General features: G+C 53.9%; 15 protein-coding genes. 6 read left to right on the forward strand and 9 right to left on the reverse strand.

Features of this window, described 5'->3' with window-relative positions:
* Positions 1-44: 44 nt before the first annotated feature.
* Positions 45-956: a LysR family transcriptional regulator gene (locus HA49_RS11705; protein ID WP_038017565.1), complete on the reverse strand. Its 912-nt coding sequence runs from the start codon at positions 954-956 to the stop codon at positions 45-47.
* A 99-nt stretch (positions 957-1,055) separates the two neighbouring features.
* Here HA49_RS11705 and ilvD point away from each other — a divergent pair, with 99 nt between their 5' ends.
* Positions 1,056-2,888 (forward strand): dihydroxy-acid dehydratase, encoded by a 1,833-nt coding sequence (gene ilvD / locus HA49_RS11710; RefSeq protein ID WP_038017567.1) that lies wholly within the window; start codon positions 1,056-1,058, stop codon positions 2,886-2,888.
* Positions 2,889-2,936: 48 nt separating this feature from the next.
* On the opposite strand, the gene HA49_RS11715 is transcribed toward ilvD, so the two are convergent.
* From HA49_RS11715 to HA49_RS11745, 7 genes are all read right to left on the reverse strand, one after another.
* Entirely contained in the window at positions 2,937-3,947 is a 1,011-nt protein-coding gene (locus tag HA49_RS11715) for an Ldh family oxidoreductase (RefSeq protein WP_038017568.1), read from the reverse strand.
* A gap of 14 nt (positions 3,948-3,961) precedes the next feature.
* Entirely contained in the window at positions 3,962-5,536 is a 1,575-nt protein-coding gene (locus HA49_RS11720; RefSeq protein WP_038017570.1) for an aldehyde dehydrogenase (NADP(+)), read from the reverse strand.
* Positions 5,537-5,553: 17 nt separating this feature from the next.
* On the reverse strand, positions 5,554-6,822 hold the full coding sequence (locus HA49_RS11725) for an NAD(P)/FAD-dependent oxidoreductase (protein ID WP_038017572.1): 1,269 nt from the start codon (positions 6,820-6,822) through the stop codon (positions 5,554-5,556).
* Positions 6,815-7,051 (reverse strand): 2Fe-2S iron-sulfur cluster-binding protein, encoded by a 237-nt coding sequence (locus HA49_RS11730; protein WP_038017574.1) that lies wholly within the window; start codon positions 7,049-7,051, stop codon positions 6,815-6,817. The genes HA49_RS11725 and HA49_RS11730 overlap by 8 nt, the downstream gene beginning before the upstream one ends.
* Positions 7,032-8,156, reverse strand: a complete 1,125-nt coding sequence (locus HA49_RS11735; protein WP_038017576.1) for an NAD(P)/FAD-dependent oxidoreductase — start codon at positions 8,154-8,156, stop codon at positions 7,032-7,034. Before HA49_RS11735 ends, HA49_RS11730 begins: the two co-directional genes overlap by 20 nt.
* Positions 8,156-9,085 carry a 4-hydroxyproline epimerase gene (locus HA49_RS11740; protein ID WP_038017578.1) on the reverse strand — a complete coding sequence of 310 codons (930 nt, stop codon included), beginning with the start codon at positions 9,083-9,085 and terminating at the stop codon, positions 8,156-8,158. Before HA49_RS11740 ends, HA49_RS11735 begins: the two co-directional genes overlap by 1 nt.
* Positions 9,086-9,162: 77 nt before the next feature.
* Complete coding sequence (locus HA49_RS11745) at positions 9,163-10,794, reverse strand: APC family permease (protein ID WP_038017579.1); 1,632 nt, start codon at positions 10,792-10,794, stop codon at positions 9,163-9,165.
* Positions 10,795-11,467: 673 nt separating this feature from the next.
* Here HA49_RS11745 and HA49_RS11750 point away from each other — a divergent pair.
* The 5 genes from HA49_RS11750 to HA49_RS11770 all read left to right on the forward strand — a co-directional run bounded on the left by HA49_RS11750 (position 11,468) and on the right by HA49_RS11770 (position 17,122).
* Positions 11,468-11,740, forward strand: coding sequence for a YtcA family lipoprotein (locus HA49_RS11750; RefSeq protein ID WP_038019243.1), 273 nt, complete (start codon positions 11,468-11,470; stop codon positions 11,738-11,740).
* Positions 11,741-11,744: 4 nt separating this feature from the next.
* Positions 11,745-12,791: a multidrug transporter subunit MdtN gene (gene mdtN, locus HA49_RS11755; protein ID WP_038017581.1), complete on the forward strand. Its 1,047-nt coding sequence runs from the start codon at positions 11,745-11,747 to the stop codon at positions 12,789-12,791.
* Between the two features lie 10 nt (positions 12,792-12,801).
* Positions 12,802-14,772, forward strand: coding sequence for an FUSC family protein (locus HA49_RS11760; RefSeq protein WP_038017582.1), 1,971 nt, complete (start codon positions 12,802-12,804; stop codon positions 14,770-14,772).
* Entirely contained in the window at positions 14,769-16,244 is a 1,476-nt protein-coding gene (locus HA49_RS11765; RefSeq protein WP_038017583.1) for an MdtP family multidrug efflux transporter outer membrane subunit, read from the forward strand. Before HA49_RS11760 ends, HA49_RS11765 begins: the two co-directional genes overlap by 4 nt.
* A 206-nt stretch (positions 16,245-16,450) precedes the next feature.
* Positions 16,451-17,122 carry a YecA/YgfB family protein gene (locus HA49_RS11770; protein ID WP_038017584.1) on the forward strand — a complete coding sequence of 224 codons (672 nt, stop codon included), beginning with the start codon at positions 16,451-16,453 and terminating at the stop codon, positions 17,120-17,122.
* A gap of 37 nt (positions 17,123-17,159) precedes the next feature.
* On the opposite strand, the gene malM is transcribed toward HA49_RS11770, so the two are convergent.
* On the reverse strand, positions 17,160-18,059 hold the full coding sequence (malM, locus tag HA49_RS11775; RefSeq protein ID WP_038017585.1) for a maltose operon protein MalM: 900 nt from the start codon (positions 18,057-18,059) through the stop codon (positions 17,160-17,162).
* Between the last annotated feature and the right edge of the window lie 10 nt (positions 18,060-18,069).

Consider the following 18,069-nt stretch of genomic DNA (forward strand, 5'->3'; position numbering starts at 1 on the left):
GACGGTGTTACCGGGCATGTTCACCGGAGAAAGTTGCTTTGAGATCAGGCGGAGACAATGATATTTGCAGCCAGTGTGATCAGGTTGCGCAGTACCGGAGAGCTATTGTCCTGGCGCCAGATAAAACCAATTTCCAGTTGTGGCGGGCTGGCAGGTAAATCCAGATAGACGACTCCCTGGCGAGTCAGCTGTCGCAATGATGCCGGAACCAGCGCGATCCCGATCCCTGCAGCCACCAGACTGATGATGGTTTGCATCTGAATAGCCTGCTGGGCAATCACCGGAACTGCATCATGGGCAGCGTAGTAGCGCATAACCAGTGAATGAAATGGTGGAGCTGCCGACTGAGGAAACATAACCAACGGCAGACTAATAAGCTGCTGTGGACAGAGGCTGCTCTGTAGTGATGGCAGTTTTCCCGCTTCTATCCATAATTCAGGCACTGCGGCTATTAAAGGTTCTGAGAGGATTTTCTGATATATCAGACCTGAAGGCAGGTTGTCTGTTTGGTACGGAATAACGATGCCGATATCAGTTTTTCCCTGTTTTAGCATCTCCATCTGAACATCGCTGGTCGCTTCGGTGAGCGTCAGCCCGGCATTCGGATAATGTTGTCTGAAGTCTTTGACCAGCGTTGGCAGAATGTTATAGCCGGCGTAACTGATAAAGGTCAGTGATAAATTCCCGTATTCACCGTGACGTAATTTTTCGGCGATCGCCGGTAGCTCCTGCAGATTCTGCAGGGCCTTTTTTACATATTCCAGCCACTGTTCACCGAATCCGGTCAGTTGGACTTTGCGGTTACTGCGGATAAACAGCGGCTGCCCCAGCTCTTTTTCCAGCGCGATAATCGACTGGCTGAGGGGCGGTTGGGTCATATGCAACCGTGCAGCAGCTTTACTGAAGTGCAGGGTTTCGGCGACTGCCACGAACTGTTCTAACTGACGAACATTCATTATCAGATCCACAGCGACTTAATCAGGCTTTGAGAATATATTTCACGGCAGATGATGTCCATACTACTCTCAGGCCTTACTTAATGTGAGGACTCTGCTATGTACCGTTCCCGTACTTCCACCCATGGCCGCAATATGGCCGGTGCCCGCAGCTTATGGCGGGCTACCGGAATGACTGATGCTGATTTCGGCAAACCCATCATTGCGGTGGTGAATTCGTTCACTCAGTTTGTTCCCGGTCATGTGCATCTGAAAGATCTCGGTCAGATGGTCGTACGTGAGATTGAACAGGCCGGTGGAGTAGCCAAAGAATTCAACACCATTGCCATCGATGATGGGATTGCGATGGGCCATGAAGGTATGCTCTACAGCCTGCCTTCGCGGGAACTGATTGCTGACAGTGTGGAATATATGGTGAACGCTCACTGTGCTGACGCCATGGTCTGTATTTCCAACTGCGATAAAATTACTCCGGGGATGTTGATGGCAGCATTACGGCTGAATATTCCGGTGATTTTTGTTTCTGGTGGCCCGATGGAGTCCGGGAAAATGACCCTGAGAGGTGAAAAACGGGCATTTGATTTGATTGATGCGATGGTCGTCGCTGCTGACGATCGGATGAGTGATCAGGAGGTTGCCGCAGTAGAAAATGCGGCTTGTCCGACCTGTGGATCCTGTTCCGGGATGTTCACCGCCAATTCGATGAATTGTCTGACCGAAGCTCTGGGGTTAGCATTACCCGGGAACGGTTCATTGCTGGCCACCCATGCACTACGTGGAGAATTGTTTCTGGAAGCAGGACGGCAGATAGTGGCCTTATGCCGCCGGTTTTATGAGCAGGGAGATGGCAGCGTACTACCACGAGCGATAGCCACCAGAGAGGCCTTTGAAAATGCCATGGCAATGGATATTGCGATGGGAGGCTCCACCAATACGGTTCTGCATCTGCTGGCTGCGGCATATGAAGGTGATGTCAGTTTTACTATGGCAGACATTGATCGCTTATCCCGTAAAGTGCCTGTGTTATGTAAGGTTGCGCCGGCTGTGGAAAATATTCATATGGAGGATGTACACCGTGCAGGTGGCGTAATGGCAGTATTGGGTGAGCTGGCACGGGCAGGACTGATTCACCAGGATTGTGGCACGGTACATGCCGCGACCCTCGGCGAAGCACTGGCGGAGTGGGATGTAAAACAGCAACCTTCAGAGCAAGTAAGACGTTTTTACCGTGCAGCACCGGGCGGAGTGCGTACCACCCGGGCCTTCAGTCAGAACAACTATTATCCGGCACTGGATACACAAAGACAGACAGGTTGCCTGCGTAACGTAACCCATGCTTTCTCACAGGATGGCGGGCTGGCCGTGCTGTACGGCAATATTGCGCGGGACGGATGCATTGTAAAAACGGCCAGTGTTGACCCGTCAATGCTCAGTTTTACCGGCAGAGCCCGGGTGTTTGAAGGACAGGACGAAGCGGTCGCAGGAATTTTGTCCGGTATTGTACAACCGGGAGAGGTAGTGGTTGTCCGTTACGAAGGGCCGCGTGGTGGACCGGGAATGCAGGAAATGCTTTACCCGACCAGTTACCTGAAATCAAAAGGATTGAATAAAAGTTGTGCATTGCTGACCGATGGTCGTTTTTCCGGGGGCTCCTCAGGATTATCAATAGGCCATGTTTCACCGGAAGCGGCAGAAGGCGGTAATATTGCACTGATTGAAGACGGAGATATCATTGAGATAGATATTCCCCATCGTACCATCACCCTGTTAGTGGATCAGCAACAGCTGGCACTACGCCGCCAACAGATGGAGGCGCTGGGAAAAGCCGCCTGGCATCCATTGACGCGGCAACGCCGGGTGTCATCGGCACTTAAAGCTTATGCGGCCATGACCTCCAGCGCGGCACAGGGAGCGGTACGATTGATCGATTGACGGTCGGTGATGTCGTCAGCCTGGAACCACACAAGCAACCGTTGCTAATCAGCCCGAGGGCAGTAACTGGCATAATTCCTGATACAGGCTATCCGGAATCTCCAGTCCGTGCTGCAGACTGTGCTGACGGTTGCGGTAGCGTCGCTGGGAAGGCAGCCGTGCTCCCTGCCCGACGATGGCATCGAACATCTGTTCTGCCCGTTGCTGATTTTCCGGGCCGTCTCCGCCCGGGAAGATGGCCGGGTTAATCGCAATCAGTAGTTCACCATGGTAAGGCAGCGCTTTACTGCCGTTATCCCAGGCCAGCGAACCGGTGCTGGTCAGATCGCCAATCAGCGGGCCAGCCAGCAGCTCAATCATCGCAGCCAGTGCGGAGCCTTTATGGCCCCCGAAAGTCAGCATAGCCCCGTGGTCCAGTACTTCGGCCGCATCGCTGCTGCTGTTACCCTGCCGGTCAACCCCCCAGCCTTCCGGCAACGGGGTTCCGCTGCGACGGTGTAACTCAATCTCGCCCCGCGCTACCGCACTGGTAGCAAAGTCAAAAATAAACGGCGGATGGCCCAGGCGTGGCCAGCCAAACGCCATCGGGTTAGTGCCAAACACCGGTTCCCGTCCGCCGGTCGGGGCCACCCAGGCATGTGAAGGTGTATAGGCCATGCCCACCAGCCCGGCGTCGGTCAGTTTTTCAATTTCGACCCACAGGGCCGAAAAATGAACACAATGCCGGACGGCCAGAGCGGCTATCCCCTGACGGCGGGTTTTGCTGATAAATTCCGGCAAAGCCTGCTGATACGCCAGCGGAGAAAACCCGCCTGCCGCATCAACACTCAGTACCGCCGGGCTCAGATCGCTGATTACCGGTTGGGCGTCTGGCACCACCTTGCCTTCAGTCAGAGTCCTGACAATCCCCAGGGTACGCCAGACACCGTGTGAACGGCAGCCATCAATTTCTCCGGCCATAATGGTGGCGGTAATGGCCTCTGTATGTGCCGGATTAAATCCGGCCGTACTGAGGATATCGCTGATCAGAGTGGTGGTCTGATCGATGCTCAGATTCATCGTTTGCGTCCTCCTTACAGGGCTTCGCGGGTCATTTTACCGTTAACCAGCCTGTCGATGTTCAGCGGATTACTGTCCTGTAATGCTGCCGGCAGCAGATGTTGCGGATAGTTCTGGTAACAGACAGGGCGCAGATAACGTTCGATGGCCAGAGTTCCGACCGACGTGCCACGTGAATCGGAAGTGGCAGGATAAGGACCACCATGAATCATCGCATCACAAACTTCAACCCCGGTCGGATAACCATTGACCAGCAGACGACCGGCTTTTTGTTCAATGATCGGTACCAAATCGGCGAAGTTCACCAGGTCGTTATCCTCTGCCAGCAAAGTGATGGTCAGCTGGCCACGCACTGCGCGTAACGCTGCTTTTAGCTGCTGGTGGCTTTCCACCTCAATGACCACACTGACCGGACCGAAAACTTCTTCCTGTAATAACGGGTCGCCGTTTAACAGTAACTCTGCTTCTGCCCTGAACAACTGCGGAAATGCCTGAGTCCCTTGTTGTGGCTGACCGGCGAGATGAGTCACCCCGGAATGTTGTGAAAGTTCCTGCAATCCGTGCTGATAGCTGGATAACACGCCGCGGTTCAGCATGGTCTGGGCCGGGCTGTTAGCGATATTTTCACTCATTTGCTGTAAAAATTCGCTGAACTGAGGTGAACGGATACCGATAATCATGCCCGGATTAGTACAGAACTGGCCGCACCCGGCAACGACCGAATCGGTCAACTGACGTGCGATTTCTGTGCCCCGGTTCTGCAGTGCTTCCGGTAACAGCAGCATCGGGTTGATACTGCTCATTTCAGCAAATACCGGGATTGGCTGAGGACGTGCAGCGGCCATATCGCAGATAGCCCGGCCACCACGCAGTGATCCGGTAAAGCCGACCGCCTGAATTTCCGGGTGACGAACCACCACACCACCAATATTACTGCCATACAGCATATTAAATACGCCATCCGGCAGACCACATTTTTCCAGTGCCGCCGTGATTGCGCCAGCCACATATTCTGCGGTGATCATATGTCCGGTATGGGCTTTCATCACGATGCTGCAACCGGCCGCCAGGGCTGAAGCAGTATCGCCGCCTGCCGTGGAGAAGGCCAGGGGAAAGTTGCTGGCACCGAATACTGCCACAGGACCAACACCTAGTTTCGCCTGGCGTAAATCGGGGCGTGGCAGCGGGGTACGATCCGGTAATGCGGTATCAATACGCGCGCCCAGGAAATCACCGCGGGCTAACACGCTGGCAAACAGGCGCATCTGGCCGCTGGTTCTGGCACGTTCGCCACGAATACGTCCTTCCGGCAGCGCAGTCTCCTGCATCACTTTGTGAATAAATCCGTCGTCCAGGGCATCCAGTTCATCGGCAATGGTATTCAGTAACTGAGCCCGTTGCTCAATGGTGGTTTGCCGGAAGACCTGAAAGGCCTCAGCCGCAGCCACACAGGCTGCATTAGCTTCCTGTTCGGTGGCAGCATAGAAGGTTGCCAGGGTTTCCCCCGTCGTGGCATCCACGCTGTACAGCTCATCCTGACCTTGCTGGCTACGCTGACCCTGAATAAATTGTTTTCCCTGAATTTGCATAATCGTTTTCCTGTTTATTAAGTAGGTGAGTAGGGGGATTGCTCATCCGGCAGACACAAAGTGTCAATCCGAGCGTTCATCACGGGCGGGCGGGCCTGGCTGCCGGTCATAGGTTTAATAAAGCGCAGGCTGCTGTGACAGATTTTTCCCTGACAGGGACCCATGCCGCAACGGGTGAGCATTTTGATGTGTTTAAGATTTTCCAGTGAACTGACCTCTGACCAACGCACGTCCTCACAACGGCAGATCACGGTAGTATCACTGACCAGATTTTTTAACTCGCTTTTCAGGCTAAAGCCTTGTTTCAGGAGCAGGGCAAATGCCTGCCAGTGTTCGCGGCGGGCGACCCACGGGGTAGCGTGTTGCGGATGGCCGGCGGCGCAGTAGCCGGCAATGGTGCCTTCCGCTATCGACAATTCACTGCCGCCAATACCTGTGCACTCGCCGGCAGCATAGATTCCGGGCAGTTGGGTCCGTTGGTGTTCATCAACAAAGATACCGTCGCTGTCATGTTCGGCTCCCAGCAGTTCTGCCAGTTGCAGATTGGGGACCAGACCATAGCCACAGGCCAGCCGGTCACACGGAATGGTTTTTTCCCGTCCGCCCTGACGGATTTTTACCGCCTCCAGACAGTTGTTACCCAGCGCTTCAGTGACATAACTATCCGCCCGATAGTGGCGGTTAAATAAAGTGATAGCCTGACCCAGTTTTGATGGCCAGCGCCAGAGCTGCGCCATCATAGCGACAACCGCCGGCCAGGACTGTTGCTCCAGCAAGCCGACAATCCGGGCACCCTGTTTTCTTGCGGTATGAGCACTGGCCAGCAATAGCGGGCCACTTCCGGCGATAGCGATGCGCTGTGAAGTCACCGGCACACCACCCTTAACTAATGCCTGTAACCCGCCAGCACCGGTCACTCCGGGCAGGGTCCAGCCGGGAAACGGCAGCAATAATTCACGGGCCCCGGTGCAGATAATAACTTTTTCGGCACGTAGCTGGCTGGCTTGCTGATTTTCTTCCAGCAGATAGGCACCTTCACGGATGCGCATTACCAGCCGTGTGGCCGGCATCAGCCGGATGTGCGGATGTTGGCGAAGCTTTTCCAGCGCCTGCAAGGCTTTGTCCGGCAAATGGCTGCCGGGGCCACCGCGCCAGATTTGCCCGCCGGGCCGCGGGTTATCATCAATAACTATCACCTGACAGCCACAGTCCGCTGCTGCCAGGGCGGCAGCAATGCCTGCGGGGCCAGCTCCGGCCACCAGAATATCTGCCTGTAGTTCACTCATAGGTCACCACTTCCATCGCTTCCAGACACAAGGTCTGGCAGGCCAGTCGTCGTTGTCCGTTAATCATTACCCGGCACTCCTGGCAGATACCCATGCCGCATACCGGGGCGCGCCGGTGACCACTGACTGAGGTACGGCTGCAGTGATCCCCTGCCATACTCAGTGCGGCAGCGACCGTCGCACCGTCTGCCAGGCTGACCGGCTGACCGTCAATGAATAGCTGTGGCATAAGCTTCTCCGTGAACTAAAAACCGGTCAGGCAGAAAATCGTCTCCTGACAGTGGCGGCGGGGTATTCAGTATCGCCGCGGTGAGTAAATCTGCGGTGGCTGTGGCGGTGGTGACTCCCAGACCTTCATGGCCGACGGCCAGCCAGAGTCCCGGACGACGGGGGTGTCGGCCAATCAGCGGCAGACCATCCGGGGAAGCCGCACGGAAACCCGTCCATGCACGGACGGCATTGAGCTGTCTGAGTGCTGGTGCATATTCACAGGCACGGCGTAGCATTTTGCTCAGCATCCAGCTTTCCACCTGTGGGTCGGTGGTATCAAACTGCCGTGTTGAACCGATCAGTAACTGGCCGGTAGGGCGCGGCTGAATATTGCAGGCGGTGGAAGGGCCGATAGCATTGTGCGCGCTGGTGACATACCCGAGCTCGACCAGAGTACGGCGGGCAATACCGGGATAACGGTCGGTAATCAGCAGATGGCCTTTTTTGGGGACCACCGGGATTTCCGGCAGCAGATCCGGGGCCTGCACTCCATTGGCCAGCAAAATATGCGTGGCACTGAAACGACGGCCATCACGGCAGACGACCCGGGGTTCTTCGATAGCGGTGACTTCGGCGGTCACCCGGCGGATTCCCTGATGATTTAACATCCAGTCAGCCACGACCGGCGCATAAAGAATGCCGTCACTGCTTATTTCCAGTCCGCCGGTCAGTCCTTCACGAATCAGGGGTTCGGCCTCAGTCATCTGCTGACCACTCAGCAGACGGCAGGGAATCCCCTGCTGTTGCAGGATGGCTGCTTTCTTTTCGGCAACCGCCATCTCTTCATCACTGGCTGCCATCCAGAGTGTGCCATTCTGTTTCCAGGCCGCACCCGCCGGAAGCTGATGGCTTAACTCCCGCCAGCGTTGCAGTGAGTAACCGGTAATCGACAGTTCTGCCGGGTTGTCATCAAGGATCAGCAGATGTCCCATGCCGGAGGCGGTGGCAGCCGGGAACCCGGCATCCAGCACCACCACCGATAAACCCTGTGATGCCAGTTGCCAGGCGCAACATGCGCCGACAATCCCGCCGCCAATGACAATCACATCGGCAGTGTCTGACATCAGACGATCCCCCAGGCAAACGGGTCGTTATCATCAATCAACAGGGTGGTGTCGCCACAGATATGGGCAGTACCACGCAGTGTCGGGATAATTTTATCTCCCTCAGGTTGGTAACTGGCAATAAAACGGCTGCCGATCACGCTGGCCTGGCACCACTCTTCACCGGCAGCCAGTTTGCCATCGGCCGCCAGGCAGGCCAGTTTGGCGCTGGTACCGGTACCGCAGGGAGAACGGTCCCATTGTCCGCCAGGACATAACACAAAGCTGCGGCTGTCGGCTTCAGGGTCGGCGGCGAACAGTTCGATATGGTCGATAATGCCCTGCTGATCGCCAAAGATCCCCTGCTGCTGTAACTCCTGTTGCACCTGCAATGAATAGCGGGTCAGTGCCGGAATATTTTGCGGAGTCACTTCTAATCCGTGATCATTGATCAGGAAAAACCAGTTTCCTCCCCAGGAGATATCGCCGGTAACTTCGCCCAGAGTCTCGCTGTGCAACGTGACCGCTTTACGATATCGCCACGAGGGGACATTACGCACGCTGACGCTGAGGTCATCGTGCAGAGTCGCAGTGACATTACCGACCGGAGTTTCAATGATATGTTCTCCCGGGGTGATGCGTCCCATATAGGCCAGCGAGCGCACCAGCCCGATAGTGCCATGACCACACATCCCGAGGTATCCGGTATTATTGAAGAAAATGACGCCGGCAGCGGCGGCCGGATCGACCGGTTCGCACAGCAGTGCCCCCACCAGTACATCGTTACCACGAGGCTCCAGCATGCAGGTCCGGCGGTAGTGGTCAAATTCGCCGGACAGACGGTCGCGTCTTTCGGCCATTGTGCCTTGTCCCAGGTCCGGAAAACCGGCCGTGACTAAGCGGGTGGGTTCGCCCCCGGTATGTGAATCAATAATCGCTATCTTCTGCATATCTTCCCCGAAATTCTGATTAACGAGCAAACATTGTTCGCGAAGGCGGAGCTGTCAGTGGCCACCCTCGTTGTGGCTTAATGTGTCTGACGGTAGGCGGGCTGCACCTGACGTGGTGAGTGACGTGATGCTGCGGGGATATCTTCTTCGGTATCTTCGTCACTAAAATCAACCAGTGCCGCAGGTAAGGCCACCGCTGCACCCCAGTAGTAGATCACCAGTGCCACCACGGCGACCACCAGAGTATCCAGCGGATGAGAGATATAACCGTGACCGCCAAAGCCACCAGCCCAGGAAACCAGCATCATCAGGGCGTAAAAAGCGATCAGCCATGATGAGGAGATGACCTGTTGTTTCATGGGGATTTTACGGGTTGGAGCAAAGCGTGCGCAGGCGACATAAATAACGAACATCACAATCTGTAAGCCAAGCAGCCAGGATATAGTGCTCCAGCCAGACCAGTAGACAATCAGGGAGGCGATAATAAATGACAGAGGACCCATCACGGCAAAACCACGGACCCGGAAAGGACGGTCAAGGTCAGGGCTGCTTTTGCGTAATGCCGCTACAGTAATCGGTGCCAGTGCGTAGCTCAGGACCAGTGCGGCAGAGACCACATTTATCAGTGCTTCCCAGGAAGGGAAGGGCAGAGTCCAGAACACTGACAAGGCAAAAGTTAACCACAGTGCTGGGCGTGGAATACCCGACTTTTTATCTACACGGGAGAAGATACCAAACAGGGTACCGGATTTGGCCCAGGCGTAGACGACGCGTGGGGTGGCATTCATATAGATATTACCGCAACCGGTCGGGGAGATAATGGCATCCGCCACCACGAAGTAGCCCAGCCAGGCAATCCCCAGAGCCAGGGTGATATCGCGGTAAGGCAGGGTGAATTCTTTACTGATCGCCGCCCAGCCGTGCGCCAGCATTTCGGTCGGAATGCTGCCAACAAAGGCCAGTTGCAGTAACACATAAATGACAGCCGACATTAATACGGAAGCAATCATGGCAATCGGGATGGTGCGTTGTGGGTTTTGTACCTCACTGGCCACTGAGATAATCGGGGTCAGACCCAGGTAAGCAAAGATAACGCCACCCGCCGACACGGCCATTTCCACACCACTCATGCCGAAGGGGGCAAACTGAGCAACATGCAGGTTGGCAGGTTTGAAGAACATAAACAGGCAGCCCAGCACCAGCAGCGGCACAATAAATTTGAATACACTGATGATGTTATTGGTACGGGCGAAGGTTTTGACGCTGTTGTAGTTAATATAGAAGAAACCGCACAGCACCACGAACTGGAAAATCCAGCCAGCAATGGTCGGTGCGCCGGAACTGCTGATGGTCAGCCCCGGAAACCAGGCTCCGGCATACTGGCGTGCAGCCACCACTTCGATGGCGACCAGACTGGTAAAAGCGATGACGGTGATGGATCCCATCAGATAGCCGAGTAGCGGTCCATGCGAATAGACCGGGTAACTTATAACTCCGCCGGCGCGCGGGATTGCCGCGCCCAGTTCGCAGAACACGATCCCCAGCAGCAGTACGGCAAAGCCACCAATCAGCCAGGAAAAAATACCTGCCGGACCGGCGATAGCCGAAACGTGGCTGGCGGCGAACAGCCAGCCAGATCCAAAAATAGCGCCTAAGCCAATAAAAGTCAGGTCGGTCAGCGACAGCTGTTTCTTAAAATTTCCAGACATAAACACCCCACAATGAGTTGCTGCAAGTACGTCTATTTTTAACAACGCATTAACAGTATACTATATTCGATATCTGATCAATCCAGAGCATTTTGCATGCCAGTTTTTAAGTTATTGATTTATATAAGTGCGTGGTGGTGGGGTGATCACCGGTAGTGCACATTTGAGATGCAGGACACAGATTTGGTGCAAAAAATAACGGAGAGGTAGCATCAAAACGATTCCTGCGGTCATTGGAGAAACGGGCCAGGGTACATGTGTTCACAGGACGGACTTAAGATTTCTGGCTGACTGAGGTCGGATTGTTGTCAGAAGCCTGAAGTCGCGGATTATCCTGGTGAGGTTGTCAGCGGGTTTCAGGCAATTGAGATACTGGGTTTTCGCAAGACAGGATGCTTTGTCATACAGGTAGGTAGTTTCCCGTAGAATCCTTATTCAGATTTGCCCCCGCGACCTCAGACAGCCGGACAAGAAAAATCAGGTAATACATCGTAACGTTATGAAATAGTGCACTATACTGCTCTTTGCTTAGCTGTTTTTAGTCATGGCTCCGGAGAGTGGAATGACCTTTGACGAGGAAAAATGACTGAATCAGAGTTTTAACTATTTATCTTATTGATAAATATTGGATTATTATCTATCAGGAACAGCGGAAATGATCAGGCAAGTGAAGATGATATGTAAGTTATGGACAAGACCGCTACTGATACCGGTTATCGCTTCTGTACTTTCTGGCTGTGCATTATCGCCGTCGGTCCCTGTATTAGGCGCGGCATTTCCTGGCTGGCTGTTTTGTCTTATCGGTGCGGCTTTGTTGCTAGGGTTGTTTCATTGGCTGGTGGCCCGCAAGCAGTGGCAGGAGTCACTGTCGCCACTGATCATTAGTTATCCGGGGCTGCTGTTCTTATTTGCAGTCATACTATGGTTTATTTTGTTTGCGAACTAAAACGATGACGACAGATTCCCCGGTTGCGGTAGTACGAAAAAAATGGCCATTACTGGTGATAATTCTGGCAGTCATCATCGGCCTTATTGTTGTTATATGGCAGATGCAAACCTCGCCGGAAACCAATGATGCGACTGTTTATGCTGATACCATCGATGTTGTCCCTCAGGTGAATGGCACCATTATTGATATGCCGGTGCATGATAACCAGCGGGTAAAAAAAGGAGATTTACTCTTCCGGATTGACCCACGGATGTATCAGGACTCTCTCAATGGCGCGCGAAGCCGGCTGGCGGCCCTGGATGCTCAGATAATGCTGACCCGGCGGACAGTGCAGGCTCAGGAATACAATGCCCGATCGGTGTCTGCTGCTGTCGCCAGGGCTCAGGCTTTAGTCAGACAAACCACCTCAACCCGTGAGCGACTGGCTCCGCTGGTACCTAAAGGTTTTGCTTCACAACAGGATTTAGATGAGGCGGTTACCGCTGAGAAGGCGGCTCGTTCGGAACTGGCGGCGACACAGTTGCAGGCGTTGCAGGCGGCATCTGCAGTCAGTGGGGTTGATGCTCTGGTCGCTCAGCGTGGTGATATTCTTGCACAAATTGCCATCGCAAAACTTCAGTTGGAACATACCCGTGTCACGGCACCTTTTGACGGTATTGTCGTATCACTGACCACCACTGCCGGGCAGTATGTTTCGGCACTCAAACCGGTGTTCACATTAATTAACGATCAGAACTGGTATGTGGTGGCTAATTTCAGGGAAACAGATTTGGATACTGTTCGTCCCGGCAGGGCTGCCCGGTTAAGAGTAATGACCAATCACCAACGGGTGTTTACCGGGGTGGTGGATTCTGTCGGGGCCGGGGTGATGTCCGGGGACGGGACCAGCCTGCCAGGTGGATTACCCTTTATTCAGAAATCAATTAACTGGGTGCATGTTTCACAACGTTTTCCGGTGAAAATCCGTGTCGAACATCCTGATCCGGCACTGTTTCGTATTGGTGCGTCAGCGACGGCGGAATTACTGCCGGATTCCGGGCACCAGTAAGGCACCGGCAATGAGAGAATCCTTAGGCAAATTCCTGCAACGGGAGCTTAAGCCCACAACCGGCCGCGGGAGTTATGCGCTACGACTGACCCTGACCTGTGGCGTATTGATCCTGTTGTTTATGTCGTTACACATCCCGTTATTGGCAGTCGCTATTATCGTGGCGTTTTATCTCAGTCAGTCAAATGTAGTAACTATCAGCATGCTGAGTATCGCGTTTTTCCTGTTGCTGAGTGTGGTTATTGGCATCATAGTGCTGATGCTGAAGTTCACCTACGAATACCCGCTGGTGAGGTTGGTCTGTTCTTCATTATTATTTTTCGCTGCAATGTTTTGCATGCGTATTTTTGGTAAGGCGGGGCTGGCTTTTTTTATTATTGCACTGTCGGTGATCTTTGCTCAGACCTTTCCCTCGATGACGGGTAACGCCGAACTGCTTATCCGTATGGTTCTCTGGCTGTGGGTGGCGGCGAATACTGCGGTTTTAGTGACTCTGTTGGTTAATGCCTGCTTTCGTCAGTCTTATCCCGACTATCAGTTCAGGCAACAGCTGGCTAAAGATTTCAGTGACTGTGCCTGGCAGCTCAATCGTTACCAGCAGACCACTCAGGCGACGAATCCTGTCGGGGCAACTGATGTGGCAAAACAGTTTTCCAGATTACAGCAACTTTTTAATCTCGCCTGTCGCTCTTCCGCCGCTTTTCGTCGGCACCAGGAGCGCTGGCATATGACAATGGCTGCCGCGGCTCAGTGTTATTATCTGACGATGTTGATATCTCCCCGGGACCCGGACCAGAACCGGCAAGCTCTGGCAGCGGAACTGAGTGGCTATCTGCGGCAAATCGCCGCGCTGTGCAGTCGCCCTGACTACCCCGACAGTGAACTACCGACAGCCCCCGGGATCCGTGGAGATGATGTGGTTTTACATCAGTTGGCCATGACCTGTACCCGCCTGTCGGCAGGAGAGTCGGTGGAGTTGCCGACATATCCCGTCGAAAAACCACCGTTAATGGCATCGGATGCCTGGACTAATCCGGTGTATCCACAATTCGCACTGAAAACCCTGCTGGCGACCCTGCTGTGCTATCTGTTTTATACGGCCACCGACTGGGAGGGAATTCACACCATTATGCTGAGTTGTGTGATTGTGGCACAGCCAGGACTGGGAGCCACGATGCAAAAAACCTGGTTAAGAATTGCAGGGGCATTACTGGCGACCCTTCTGGCTCTGGGGCTGATGATTATTGTTCAGCCGAATCTTGCTTCAGTCACTGGATTGCTGGTCATGGTGTTGCCCGTGATGGCGTTATCCGGATGGATTGCCGGTGGGTCGGAAAGAATTGCTTATGCCGGCATACAAATTGCCTTCACCTTTGCTTTAGCCTTTCTCGACTGGTTTGGGCCGTTGTATAACCTGACTGAACTGCGGGACCGGGTGATTGGTATTTTGTTAGGGGTACTGGTGTCTTCAGTCATCCATGTATATCTTTGGCCGGAAAGCGAAGCCATGAAACTAAAACAACAACTCAGTCAGTTATTTCGTCGGCTTGCTGAAGAGATGGCGGAGGATAAAGCATTTCATCAGCGTCAGTGGGGGCCGTTTTATCAGTCTCTGCTGGCGACAGAAAATTTATTGAATCGTGTTTCTGCTGAGCCGGTTTCGGCACGGGCCTATCCGTACCCCGAACTCAGGGAGTGGCCGGTGGAAAAAAGTTTTGCCGGGGCGCAGGAAATTATGCGGCTCTGTGAAGGCTATCGGTTGTACAGCCATGATTCGCCAGATTTTTTACGCCAGTGTGCGCCAGTATTAAAAAAATATGCTGCGCAGATTGAGCAGGCGACAGATAAGAGTTACCCGAAGTTACCTGCGGCAGACGGTAACCCCTATAGTCAGCCATTAGCCCTGGCCATTCGTGCATTACCGGTATGGGGAGGGAACAGTCACCATCGCGTCCCGATGGGTGGGACAATCAAACCATGACACTGATTCTTCGGTTATCACGCATTGTCCGGTTAGCAGCCCTGAGCTGCGCCGGGCTGTTGTTACTGAATGGCTGTTCATTCTTTCGCCATGACCCGGGGGAAGTAGCCATCATTAATCCACAGCAGGCAGAATTATCGTCAGTTATCCATCTGGCTGACAGCGGCTGGCCGCAGAGCAGTTGGTGGGAAAAATACCATGACCCACAACTGAATATGTTGATCCGCGAAGCGTTGCAAAATTCTCCCACAGTGCAGGCGGCCCGGTTGCAGGTTGCTCAGTCACAGGCGAATATCGATCTGGCACATTCTGTCTCTGGATTGCAGGCCACGGCGGTGGCCGCTCAGAACCGGCTACGTACCAGCCAGCGCTCATTTACCTGGCCTTATTCATTCTCATTACCGGAAAACAAGTCTGGTCCGTGGTATACACTGAATACGGTTGGGGTCGGCGCATCGATGAACGTTGACTTATGGGGGGAAGATAAAGCCCGGGTCGCGGCGGCGATTGGCGAAAAGAATGCCCGGCTTGCGGAAACTGCAGCGACGGAGCAGGCTGTCGCTGCCAATATTGCTCAGCTCTATTTTTCGATGCAGACCAGCTGGCAACGTATTGCCCTGCTAAAACAGCAGGAAGCGATTAGTCGTTTTTCGGTTGAGGCGCATCAGGAACGGGTCGCGCGCGGGCTTGAGGATGATGTGGCATTAGCCAGCGCTCACAGTGAATTGCTGTCTGCACAACAGCAATTGTTGAGTGCTGAAACGGATTTAGCCTCAGCACGGGAGACATTGCGGGCATTAATGGGAGCCGGTTCGGGGTCGGCAAGTTTAGCGTCTCTTCATCCCCGCCCCTGGCCTCTGCATCAACAGGGATTGCCGCGGGAATTATCGTATCAGCTATTGTCCAGACGTCCCGATCTGCAGGCATTACGAGGATATGTCCTGGCCTCACTCAGCAGAGTGGATGCGGCAAAAATGGCTTTCTATCCACATTTCGATATTAAGGCGTTCTGGGGTTACAACGCCCTGAGTGTCGGAGACCTGTTTAAATACTCTTTCCAGCAAATTAATATTTTGCCGGGATTGTATCTGCCGTTATTCAATGGCGGGGCGCTCAATGCTCATCTGCAGTCGGCCCGCACCGCCAGCAATGTCCTGATAAAACAGTATAACCAGGCAGTATTAGATGCCGTCCGTGATGTGGCTGTCAGTTCACAACAGCTCGATTCGTTGAATCAACAACTGTCGATGCAGCAACAAAAAGTGGCGGCAGCTCAGGTGGGGGCTGATAGTGCACAAGCCCATTACCGGCGAGGTCTGCTCAGCCTGTATGCCAGCCGGGAAGCACAGCGTACGGCTCTGAGCCAACAGTTGCTATTCACCGATATGCGCATGCAGCAAATGACTACCGATATTAGTCTGATCCAGGCGTTAGGTGGCGGCTATCAGAGCCCGCTACAGCCGCTGCATTAAGGCTATGGTGACCGGAGATTCCAGGTATCGGGATTGGATGAACAGACGCAGACATCTATGCCCCGTAAGGTTGCACGAACCAGACTATTGTCCGCAGGCAGTTGTTACCCACGACAGGGTAGTCCCCTCAGTTCTGGTGTCTGCTGTTATACTTACCCCTTTAAGACGCCGGTATACTGCCGGCAGCAGAAATGAGGTAGCAGGTAATGACACAAGGTCCCCTGACAGAGAAAGAGCTGGAATGGCTGGATGATATCTTCATGAAGTATGGTGATGAAGATTCCGTGCTGGATGTGTCGGGGCTGGATGGATTGCTGACGGCAATTCTTTCCGGACCGGTCATGGTCGAGCCGGAACGCTGGCTGGTTGAGGTGTGGGGCGGAGCGTTAAAGGTGCCGCACTGGAGTTCTGAGCGGGAAATGGAGCGTTTTATGACGCTGACCTTCCAGCATATGGATGATATCGATCAGCGTCTGACGGATTATCCGGATCAGTTCGAGCCGTTGTTTGGGACCCGTGAAGTCGAAGGCCAGGAGTTTACCATTGTTGAAGAATGGTGCTTTGGTTATCTGCGCGGTGTGGCGCTGGGCCAGTGGCCGGCATTGCCGGAAAACCTGCAGCTGTCGCTCGACGCGATTGCCTTGCATGGCCGGGAAGAGAATTTTGATAAGCTTGACCAACTGAGTCCGGATGAATTCGACACCAGCATCGATGCGATTCGCCCCACAGCATTAGCCTTGCATCACTACTGGTTTGATTTACGTACCGACGAGGTTGCGGTGGTGAATCAGCCGTTTATTGCTGAAATCAAGGCCGGGCGTAATGATCCATGCCCTTGTGGCAGTGGTAAGAAATTTAAACAGTGCTGTCTGCACTAATGCCAGAGGGGCGGCCGGTTTCCCGGCCGACCTCTTATCAGTGTTTCACACTGTCGATAAAGGTTTTGCGTGCTGTTTTCGACCCCAGCCGTTCCGCTTCATCCAACAGTTTTAAAGCTTTATCTACATCACCTGCCGCCACTGCCTTTTTAATGGCCGTATTATAGTAGCTTTCTGAATCAGTCAGCATTGGCTCATCAGGTTTTACGGGGGTCGCCGGGGCTGCGGTTGGCCGTGAGTTACCCACGACGACAGGTGCAGCAGCAGATGCCGGAGCAGAAGGTGGGAAGAACTGGCCAATAGTGACATTACCGGTACTTTGCTCGGCACTGACTTTCAGGCTCAGTGTTCCGGTGGTGGTATGGCGGGCCACCGGGTCCGGAATATCAGGTACCGCATTGCCGACACCAGCGGCAAAGGCTTTTGCCGGATTCAGCAGGGTGGTGGTAGCAGACAGATCCCGGGTGGTGGTATACACCAGCAGGTAAATTTGTTTTTGCCCCAACGCCGGGGTCAGTTTAAGCACACCTTCCAGCCGGTCCCCTGAAGCAATACCGGGTTTCTGGTAGGTAAAGTATTCAGACGGATAAAATGCGGCAGGGCGCATCTGTTCGTCGAGGATTAATACATTCGGCGCATAAACCGATTTAGCAGTCGCAATGCTGGAAAGCGTAATCTCCAGCGATCCTCTGTCGGCCGGTAAGGCGAATGCGGCGACCGCGCCACGAATATCACCCTGATTAATTTCCGGTGATGATGTTCCGAGGGTAATTTCCTGGGTGACCGGCGGGACCAGCGGCGTCCAGGCTAAATTATGCAGTGTCTGGCCGGAAATTTCCGGCGCAGTATTTGCCGTATTTTCTGCAGCAGAGACCAGTGACGGTGTGGCCCCACCCAGGACCAATGACAGACACAGGAACAGCAAACTTTTTTTCATGATGGCTTCC

This window comes from Tatumella morbirosei, from assembly GCF_000757425.2.
GTDB classification, from domain to species: Bacteria; Pseudomonadota; Gammaproteobacteria; order Enterobacterales; family Enterobacteriaceae; genus Tatumella; species Tatumella morbirosei.

Excerpts from the sequence above, each read along its gene's own strand:
- HA49_RS11705 (WP_038017565.1), bottom strand. The coding sequence starts at position 956 with ATGAATGTTCGTCAGTTAGAACAGTTCGTGGCAGTCGCCGAAACCCTG.
- ilvD (WP_038017567.1), top strand. The coding sequence starts at position 1,056 with ATGTACCGTTCCCGTACTTCCACCCATGGCCGCAATATGGCCGGTGCC.
- HA49_RS11715 (WP_038017568.1), bottom strand. The coding sequence starts at position 3,947 with ATGAATCTGAGCATCGATCAGACCACCACTCTGATCAGCGATATCCTC.
- HA49_RS11720 (WP_038017570.1), bottom strand. The coding sequence starts at position 5,536 with ATGCAAATTCAGGGAAAACAATTTATTCAGGGTCAGCGTAGCCAGCAA.
- HA49_RS11725 (WP_038017572.1), bottom strand. The coding sequence starts at position 6,822 with ATGAGTGAACTACAGGCAGATATTCTGGTGGCCGGAGCTGGCCCCGCA.
- HA49_RS11730 (WP_038017574.1), bottom strand. The coding sequence starts at position 7,051 with ATGCCACAGCTATTCATTGACGGTCAGCCGGTCAGCCTGGCAGACGGT.
- HA49_RS11735 (WP_038017576.1), bottom strand. The coding sequence starts at position 8,156 with ATGTCAGACACTGCCGATGTGATTGTCATTGGCGGCGGGATTGTCGGC.
- HA49_RS11740 (WP_038017578.1), bottom strand. The coding sequence starts at position 9,085 with ATGCAGAAGATAGCGATTATTGATTCACATACCGGGGGCGAACCCACC.
- HA49_RS11745 (WP_038017579.1), bottom strand. The coding sequence starts at position 10,794 with ATGTCTGGAAATTTTAAGAAACAGCTGTCGCTGACCGACCTGACTTTT.
- HA49_RS11750 (WP_038019243.1), top strand. The coding sequence starts at position 11,468 with ATGATATGTAAGTTATGGACAAGACCGCTACTGATACCGGTTATCGCT.
- mdtN (WP_038017581.1), top strand. The coding sequence starts at position 11,745 with ATGACGACAGATTCCCCGGTTGCGGTAGTACGAAAAAAATGGCCATTA.
- HA49_RS11760 (WP_038017582.1), top strand. The coding sequence starts at position 12,802 with ATGAGAGAATCCTTAGGCAAATTCCTGCAACGGGAGCTTAAGCCCACA.
- HA49_RS11765 (WP_038017583.1), top strand. The coding sequence starts at position 14,769 with ATGACACTGATTCTTCGGTTATCACGCATTGTCCGGTTAGCAGCCCTG.
- HA49_RS11770 (WP_038017584.1), top strand. The coding sequence starts at position 16,451 with ATGACACAAGGTCCCCTGACAGAGAAAGAGCTGGAATGGCTGGATGAT.
- malM (WP_038017585.1), bottom strand. The coding sequence starts at position 18,059 with ATGAAAAAAAGTTTGCTGTTCCTGTGTCTGTCATTGGTCCTGGGTGGG.